Raw genomic sequence first — 536 nt, 5'->3', positions numbered from 1 at the left:
GGCCGATCGTGATCGACCCGGCCGGCGCAGATCCGGTCGCCTACGACCGCGAGCACGTGATCGTGCTCGCCGACCACAGCCGGATGACCGGCGCCATGATCTACCGCAAGCTCAAGCAGATGGGCGGCGGCTACTTCAACACGCAGCGGCTGACCCTGTCGGGCCTTCTCGCCGGGCGCGACCTGCCGGCGTCGGAACGCCAGCAATGGGCGGCGATGCGCATGGACCCGACCGACATTGCGGATGTTGGCAGATACACCTTTCTCGTTAACGGCTTGACTCCGGAGCAGAACTTTACCGCACTGTTCAGGCCGGGCGAGCGGGTGCGGCTTCGCTTCATCAACGCGGCCGCCATGACGTATTTCGACGTGCGCATTCCCGGTCTGAAGATGACGGTGGTCCAGGCGGATGGGCAGAATGTCCAGCCGGTGCCCATCGACGAGTTCCGCATCGCGGTGGCCGAGAGCTTCGACGTCATTGTGCAGCCGACTGCCGACAAGCCTTACACAATCGTGGCGGAGACCATGGACCGATCA

Annotated in this window: 1 pseudogene; it reads left to right on the top strand. The window is 64.4% G+C overall.

What is annotated here, in order from left to right:
* Nucleotides 1-536 (top strand): annotated as a pseudogene (locus AC2JF9_RS08385) (hypothetical protein); the annotation flags it as partial.

The sequence above is a fragment of the Lactobacillus sp. C449L genome, assembly GCF_059900815.1.
Note: the sequence above shows the minus strand (reverse complement) of the source record. Positions and strands in the feature narration are given on the sequence as shown.